Origin of the sequence: Anaerococcus lactolyticus ATCC 51172 (assembly GCF_000156575.1) — a bacterium.
GTDB classification, from domain to species: Bacteria; Bacillota; Clostridia; order Tissierellales; family Peptoniphilaceae; genus Anaerococcus; species Anaerococcus lactolyticus.
This window is the reverse complement of sequence record NZ_GG666122.1, coordinates 1-241: the sequence shown is the minus strand read 5'-3', so window position 1 is coordinate 241 and position 241 is coordinate 1. Positions and strand designations below refer to the sequence as shown.

General features: G+C 68.9%; 1 protein-coding gene. It reads left to right on the top strand.

Annotation, left to right across the window (positions count from 1 at the left end; genetic code table 11):
• Nucleotides 1–241: hypothetical protein (locus HMPREF0072_RS10520; protein WP_211204234.1), on the top strand; the 241-nt coding region annotated here is incomplete at both ends.

Genomic DNA, 241 nt, shown 5'->3' with positions numbered 1-241 from the left:
AAGGCCCGCCGCCGCGGGCCTTCTACCAGGGCAAGCCGGTGCTGGTGGTGCGCGAGGAAGGCCGCCGCTGGATCGCCGTGGTCGGCATCCCGCTGAGCACCAAGCCCGGCCCGCAGAAGCTGGAAGTGCGGGCGGCAACCGGCAACCACGAGGAACGCTTCAGCGTCGGCAGCAAGCACTACCGCGAGCAGCGCATCACCCTGAAGAACAAGCGCCAGGTCAATCCGCTGCCGGAAGACCT